This window comes from Psychrobacter sp. (assembly GCF_036731945.1).
GTDB lineage: Bacteria > Pseudomonadota > Gammaproteobacteria > Pseudomonadales > Moraxellaceae > Psychrobacter.
The window spans coordinates 1-8013 of sequence record NZ_DAINDI010000066.1 but is presented as its reverse complement, the minus strand read 5'-3'; the positions used below and the strand labels follow the sequence as shown (position 1 = coordinate 8013).

At 44.0% G+C, this 8013-nt stretch carries 4 protein-coding genes; all 4 read left to right on the top strand.

Annotated elements, in window-relative coordinates:
- Positions 1 to 111: 111 nt before the first annotated feature.
- Entirely contained in the window at positions 112 to 4146 is a 4035-nt protein-coding gene (tssM, locus tag V7D75_RS11965; RefSeq protein WP_333614740.1) for a type VI secretion system membrane subunit TssM, read from the top strand.
- Entirely contained in the window at positions 4143 to 5162 is a 1020-nt protein-coding gene (locus V7D75_RS11960; protein ID WP_333614739.1) for a TagF domain-containing protein, read from the top strand. Before tssM ends, V7D75_RS11960 begins: the two co-directional genes overlap by 4 nt.
- A 65-nt stretch (positions 5163 to 5227) precedes the next feature.
- Positions 5228 to 6055, top strand: a complete 828-nt coding sequence (locus V7D75_RS11955; RefSeq protein WP_333614738.1) for an OmpA family protein — start codon at positions 5228 to 5230, stop codon at positions 6053 to 6055.
- Between the two features lie 114 nt (positions 6056 to 6169).
- Positions 6170 to 8013, top strand: a 1844-nt coding sequence (locus V7D75_RS11950) for a hypothetical protein (RefSeq protein ID WP_333614737.1), incomplete at its 3' end; no start/stop codon positions are given.

The window sequence follows — 8013 nt, the reverse complement described above, 5'->3', positions numbered from 1 at the left end:
ATTTTTCGGATGCCGCTTAAGTATGTTTTTATTCATTATTTGACATTATAGTCGCCGTTCACTCTGATCTGATAACTCCCTACTATTTTAAGATTACATTAGGTAGCAAGTATGTTTGCAAGATTTTTTCATCTTATTTACCACCCAAGAGTATTATTAGTCTTAGGGGTTATCGTCGCTTTGGTTTTACTTTACGATTATGTGCCACTAAAAACCTTCGTCATTATTCTTGCTGTTACCGTCACTTGTGCCCTACTGTCCACCTTAGGTTACTATTTTTGGAAAAAACGCAAACTTGCCTCGGCAGACTTGGCAAATTTGGTAGAAGACAATGGCGACGAATATAATAAAGACGCCATTGCTAAAGATGAGAACGCGCAAGAGGTACAAGCATTACGTCAGCAAATGCAAGACGCCATTAAAACCATTCGTAAATCAAAAATCGGCGATCAAACTGGTAAAGCAGCATTGTATGAGCTGCCCTGGTATATGGTCATCGGTAATCCAGCAGCCGGTAAAAGCTCAGCGGTACTACACTCTGGGTTAAAGTTTCCATTTATGGAGCAAACCAACAAGCTATCAGTCAAAGGTGTGGGTGGTACGCGTAATTGCGATTGGTTTTTTTCTACTGAAGGGATTCTGCTCGATACCGCAGGGCGTTATTCTGCTTATGAAGACGATCGTTCAGAATGGCTGTCATTCTTAAACCTACTGAAAAAGAACCGTCCCAAGGCCCCTATTAATGGCATTATTATCGCCGTTAGTATTGCAGAATTGACCAAAAATGAGCCTAGCTATGCACTGGATTTGGCCAAAAACTTACGTAGCCGTGTGCAGGATTTGACCGAACAACTAGAAGTTTATGCCCCTGTTTATGTGGTATTTACCAAGATGGATTTGGTATCAGGATTTCGTGATTTCTTTCATGATTATGAGCAAGAAGATCGCGGGCAAGTATGGGGGGCGACCATTCCTTATCCAGAAGACCCCGACAACATCAATATTACAGATGTTTTTGAAGAGCATTTTGGCGTATTGGTCAATGGTCTAAAAGATTTAAGCACCACCAAACTGTCGTTACGCCATCAGCGTACTGTCTCACCCAGTTTAATGACATTTCCAATGGAATTTCAGTCATTGCGTCCTATGATACGTACCCTCATGCACGCTCTGTTTGAAGACAATCCTTTTCAATTTAAGCCGATATTGCGTGGCTTTTATTTCACCAGTGCGCTCCAAGAAGGCCAAGTTAGCAGTCAGATGACGCTACAAATGGTACAAAATTTTGATTTGCAGCCACCAGCCGTTCCTCTTAATTCTCAGCAAACTAGCACTGATAAACCTTATTTTTTAAACGATCTTTTTTCCAAGGTTATTTTAAAAGACAAGCATTTGGTTAAGCAGCACAAGAACCGTGATAAACGTAGCCATCGCGCCTTGGCAACCTTAGCATCTGTCGTGGTGCTCTGCGCGGCGGCTGGGCTATGGACGTGGTCATATGCCAATAATAAACAGCTGACTGAACGGGTAGGAGCAGATTTACAACAAGTCGCTCAAATCCAAAAAAATTCAAACGGTGATTTGCAATCACAACTAGAATCACTCAGTATTTTACAAAGTCGCATAGAGCAGCTTGAGGCGTACGAAGAAAATCGCCCTCTCTCGTTAAGTTTTGGCTTATATCAAGGCGACAAGCTCAAAGAAAAACTGTTATCAGAATACTATAACGGTATTGGCATCATTGTCTTAGCACCTACCAAACAAAATATAGAAAAATTCCTTACTGAGGTCAATGCTAATACGGCACAACTAGTCGTTAAAGAGCCAGAGGCGCAAGAAAGTGAGTCTGCAGCTGGCAATACTAATACCTATATCCAATCAGATCCTACCGATGTTGAAGATGCTTACAATGCGCTCAAAGCGTATTTGATGCTAAGCAATCACGAGCATTTAGAAACCAGCCATTTGAGCGATCAGATGACGCGCTTTTGGCGTACTTGGCTTGAGGCCAATCGCGCAGATATGCCGCGCGATAAAATGATTCGACAAGCCGAGCGAATTTTGAGTTTTAGCTTGGCTCATATTAACGACCCAAGCTTTCCTTTGATTCAAAACGACTTAGGATTGATTGATAAAACCCGCATCAACTTATCTAAAGTCAGTAAGGGCCAGCCTGCACGTGAGCGTGTTTATTCCGAGATAAAAATGCGCTCATCAGCACGCTTTCCGGCAGTGACGGTGGCACAGATTACTCAAAATACAGATAACGAAGCATTATTAGGTAGCTATGTGATTTCTGGCACCTTTACCAAGCAAGCATGGGAATCTTTTATCAGTGATGAAATTGATAAAGCGGCGACTAACAAAATGGTGGCTGACGATTGGGTATTGGCAACCAGTAGCCAAAACGACTTGACCTTGACCGGTAGTCCTGAACAAATACGCCAATATTTGGTCAGTCGCTATAAGCAAGAATATATCAGCGAATGGAAGCGGTTTTTATCACAAGTCTATATTCGTGACAGTAAAGGCTTTGACGATCATGCGGTACTATTAAATCAGCTGTCTAATGCCACAGAATCCCCTTTAAAGACTCTATTTGAAACCGTTGATCGCCAGACCCAATGGGATAATAAATCTACAAGCTCGTCTTCGGCTGATGGCGCGCAATCTCGGCGCTCGTTCGTAACTTGGTTTAAGCAAACCATTCTTCGTCAAAGCCCAGCGGAGCTTCGTCAGGCAGAAGCCATGATAGATAATAACCAATCAAGCCCTAATGCTACTGTGATACCCGCAAGTTCAGGCTTGATTGCGCAAGAGTTTTCCGCTATTCACAATTTGGTCACGCCAAGAGAAGACAATCAAAACCTGTCTTTGTTGGATAACTACTTGGCAAGTTTGGGTCATATTAGAACCCGCTTTAATAATATCGCTCGTAGTGATGATATTGGTCCCGATGCCTTGTTGTTTGCCTCACAGACTTTAAGTCCTGAAGGCTCAGAGCTTACCAAATCTTTACAGATATTAGATGAACAAATACTCAGTCAAGCCAACTCTGAGATGAAGCAGTTGGTACGCCCATTATTAAGTGAGTCCCTTACGCGCTCATTTAATATGCTTTTAAAGCCTACCAAAGATGAAATTAACAAAGTTTGGCAAGCACAGGTCTATAAGCCCTTTCTTGACAATTTGGGCAATAAATATCCGTTTACTGCCAATGCCAATTTAGAAGCCACGCCTGCTGAGATTGGGCAGTTCTTTGGTGAGGATGGCTATGTAGCAAAATTCGTCAATGAAACCTTGTCGCCCTTTATCATTCGCCGCGGTGATCAGATATCGAGCAAAATTTGGAATGGTGCAGGTTTGGGACTCAGTCCGAAGTTTGTGGCTGACTTTGGTCGCTACTTCGTCAATTATACTGGTGGTAATGGCAGTGGTACGGCAGGCGCCGCAGGTGCTAATGGTGCCTCGAATCAAACCACCTTTCAGATTATGCCATTACCAGTTAGCGGCTTAACAGAATATACCATTGTCGTCGATGGTCAGCAGTTGCGTTATCGCATGGGCACCCAAGCGTGGACGACATTTGTATGGCCAAACCCTAGTAGCCAGCCAGGTGCCAGTATTAGAGCCAAGGATTATGATGGCAAGGACTACACTGTCTTTGAAGAGGCTGGTAGCTTTGGGGTAGAGCGCCTTATCAATAGCGCGCGGCGCACCGAGCTTGGCGATAACATCTTTGAGATGGCATGGTCAGGTGATGGTATCACTGTCTCCGTCCGCTTTAGGATTATCAGTGGCAACAGCAGCACCGCCAGTCAAGGTCGCTCAAGCAATCCTTTTACGGGTATGAAACTGCCTAACGAAGTGATTGGGCTTGGGGTTACGCGTACCGCAAAGCCCACAACGGCAGTAGCTCCTAACAGCGATAATACCAATGAGCGTGATACAAACGCTCAAAACCAACCCTTGAGTAGCTCGCCACGCACAAACACCGCACCGCAAAATCCGGATGCTAGTGAACGGGCGGCGAATGGCGTAGCTAACTCTGCAACAGGCAATGACGATGTCAGTGAAGCGTCTCATTTGAACACTGCTACTAGCGATGCTAATGCCAGCTCTGAGCCGCAGGAGCAAAATCCATGACTTCTGAATCATTACCATTAGTATATTTTGGCAAACTGCCTGCACGTGGTGACTTTATTCGTACGCGCACTCATATCAGTGAAACCAACGATATTGATACTTGGGTCAGTCAGGCACTAACAGAATCAGAAATATTAGGAATCTCAACGACGCAAGCTGCATTAACTGAGCACTCACTAGAGAAAGAACCTTTAAGAAATGGCGCTATAAAAGAAGACACAGCGCTATATTTCAGTCACATCGATACGACGGCCAATAAAATCGTCACTGGTGTCCTGATATCCAGTCACGATAGCAATCAACGCAGCTACCCTTTGATTGGCTTTGGCCTGATGTCTCACGATAAACCCAAAAGTTGGATGAATTATGTACCGATTAAGTCTCTGTCTTTATGGGATGACGTGTCTGACGCCTTAATAATCGCTAAATCTCAAACCGACACTATCAAAGTAATGGAAGATTTAAATGATTGCTCGTTGGTTGTCGATCAAAATGCCAGTACCCACTACTATAACTTCATCAATACCACCACGCTGCAAGATATTGCAGACTTAATAGGTATCGATAAAGCACATTTGGTCCAACAAATTATTGCCACGGGTTTACTATTTTTACCGACTCACGCTAAAGGCTTTCATGGGTTAAACAAATCTATAAGCTGGGCGCTACCCGCTGAAAAGGCTACTGCTATATATATGGCAACCTTTTGGCATGACTTGATTCATGGGTTTTATCAGCCTCATCAACTACAGCTTAATACCTATGTTTATCGAACCTCTGCGCATTACCAGCTGCTATTGAGCTTTAGCAAACCGGACAGTCAGCTACTTGCTCAATTATTAACGCATAAAAACACTCTACCTGCTGATTGGGTCTCAATTGGAGATAGTGGTTGGACACAAAGTTATATCGATGAAGATATTGGTTTGACTCGATTCAACAAAATATTGTTGCAAGACGATCTTTATTTGTATGACACCAGACAATTATTTAAGCAAATATTTTTAGCTCAATAAGGCTTATTGTCTATTTTTTCCTATTTATACACCTGATAAACATTGAAGTAAAAAAGGGTACTGCCATGCTAACTCGTTTCTCAATCAAGAATTCTAGGCTAATAGGAAGTAGAAAAAACCTATTATTGGCAGCAATCACTACCTTATTTATGAGCGCGATGGTCTTTGCTGCTCAAGATAGCCTACATAACGATCAAGATGTACCTGTGGTTATAAAAGGCGTTGTTGCCACAAGTTCAGATAAGCAGCAGCTTCTTGATAAGCTCAAGGCTCAGTACCCTGATAAACCCGTCAGAGATGAAATCGAAGTGCGCTCAAATATCAACATACCGACCAATTGGCAACAAGTAGCCACTGCCATTATTGACAGCGACATCGCCAATATACGTCAAGGTCGGATAGATATTCATGGTACGACTATTAGCCTACATGGCAAAGTCAGCAGCCTTGAACAAAAACAAGCCATCCAAAACCGCATTCATACGCGTTTGACCGATCTTTATCAATTAGAGAATCAGCTGGTTGTCACTCAAGGCGAACAACAGCTCATAGATGAGACTTTAGGCAATCGTATCGTTGAGTTTGAATCAGGAAGTGCCAACTTAACCCCAATGGGGCTTGGTATCCTAGATGATATGGCAGGGGTACTACAGCGGGTCGGTGATAAACCTGTAACTATCACCGGACATACAGACAATGTCGGTAATTCTGCTAGTAATTTAACACTATCGAATCAGCGTGCGGAAGCGGTAAAACAGTATCTTATTGGTCGCAACATTGATGCTGCTCGCCTAAGTACTGCTGGCAAGGGGGATCTAGACCCTATTGCTAGCAATGATAATGAAGAAGGACGCACGCGTAATCGTCGTATCGAGTTTACCCTTGCTGAATAACCTTTATTTGATAGTAACCATTATTAGTGATAACTCACTCAGAATAATAAAACCTGGCAATTTATATACTTCATAGCACCGCTTTACATTGCTTAATAAAATGGGACAACAACCATGCTACGTTTGCTCAATACGGCGCTACCCATGCATCTTGATAGGCTATATGCCAGTGAAGGCAGTAGCCAAGCTCCTTATGCCAGTGCCAAACAAGATATTGTTGCTCATCAAACATGGCAAGATGAATTGCTCAATGCCGAGTATGAGGCAGCTATCATTGAGCGCTTAAATCCTAATAGCGGTTATCAGCATCAACAGCATGGTATCGACACTTATGTGCTACAGGTCTACATTCACGAAGGCCATCATTTGCCCTTCTCTTCTTGTACGGATTTAATTGGTAGTCCTTTAACCTTATGCTTTGATACGCCGAATGGCAGCGGCTATCGCCATCTATATCTAACCGCTATTTGTCAATTGGATCATGATGGCAGCTATGGCTATTACCGCCTACTCGCACAGCCTATTACTTATCGTTTGCATCAACATTTAAGCAGTCATATAGATACTGAAACTTCTGTCCAAACGATGGTCGCACAGCGCACAGCGGCGCTAGACATAGAAGTCATCGATGACAGTAACAGGGATGAAGATGCAAGCTGGGTACCTGCGCGTATGACACAATGGCAAATAAGTGATTGGTCACATATTTGTGAGCGGCTCTCGCGTCAAGGTTTAACCGCTTACCTGCGTCATCAGCAAACTTCTGAGCACCGCCCGCCGAAGCTGATCATAACCTCAGCATATCCAAGCGATAATGATAACATCAGTCAGAATATTGGCGCATTACGCTATCAGCAAGTACTACACGATCGTGTTCATGCGCCTGTCTTAGCAATCAGCGAGCATGTTACGGTACAGCCTGATTCTGTCATCATGCAACGCTTCAATGCCGCAAAGGTTGCACACCCTACTCAAACGGCTGAGATTATTTTTGGCGATGACAACCCCAAGCAAAATAATGGCAACGACAATACGCTGACTTTCGATAGTCCTGCCGCCTTTGCTCCAGTGACGGATACCGAGGCCATAGATGAGGCGGCTATCATCGCAAACAGCCATCAAAGTCAGTATAGCGTCTATCATGCTCTCAGCCATGCTACAGATTTAAATATCGCTGACACCTTTGTATTAGCCGAGCATAGCGCACTGAATCAGCATTACCGCACCACTCATATCGTACATTTAGCACGTAATAGCCTCGCTCATGTGACAGGATTAACAAGTAGTCGCCGCCATCATCAGCGTCACGCCTCTTCTTTAGAGGCTGGCACTCACCTAACCCAACTTAGATTAATCACTGCTAATACTCCGTGGGTCGGTCAGCTCTATAGTAAACACGCGTTGCCACCAATGACGGGCATCACTGAAATGCAAAATGAAATTGATAGCCGTAATCATATGACGCCGACCAAAAGCTATTTATTAGATAGCTCCGCTCAACCAATCAATCGCCTTGAAGCACAAGCAGGTGCTAATTACGGCAGTCACTTCACCCATAGGGCTGACGACCAAACCCTCATGCAGTCTATCGGTGATGGCGAGCATCTGATCAATACGGGTAGCTTATTATCATCAAGTCGCCCAAGCCTATTTTCCACTGACAATGAACAAGCGGTCGAAAGCGGTTATCGCAACACGGGTAACGGCCTATCTGAATGGGTGACTGACCACCGTACAGAGCAAGCTTACTCTCAGCTAAAAGTAGACAGTGCCGGGATATCTGCCAGTCTAAAAATGGGGGTTATCAGTCCATTAGACACCGCCAAACGTCAAGGCATCAGCGCCACTACCAATGCCCAAATCAATATAAAGTCAGGTGACGCCTTAGCCCTTTCCACTCAACCGCAAACTCACGCGCAAGTCCAAGAGCACAATTACCAACAGCATACCCCGACCCT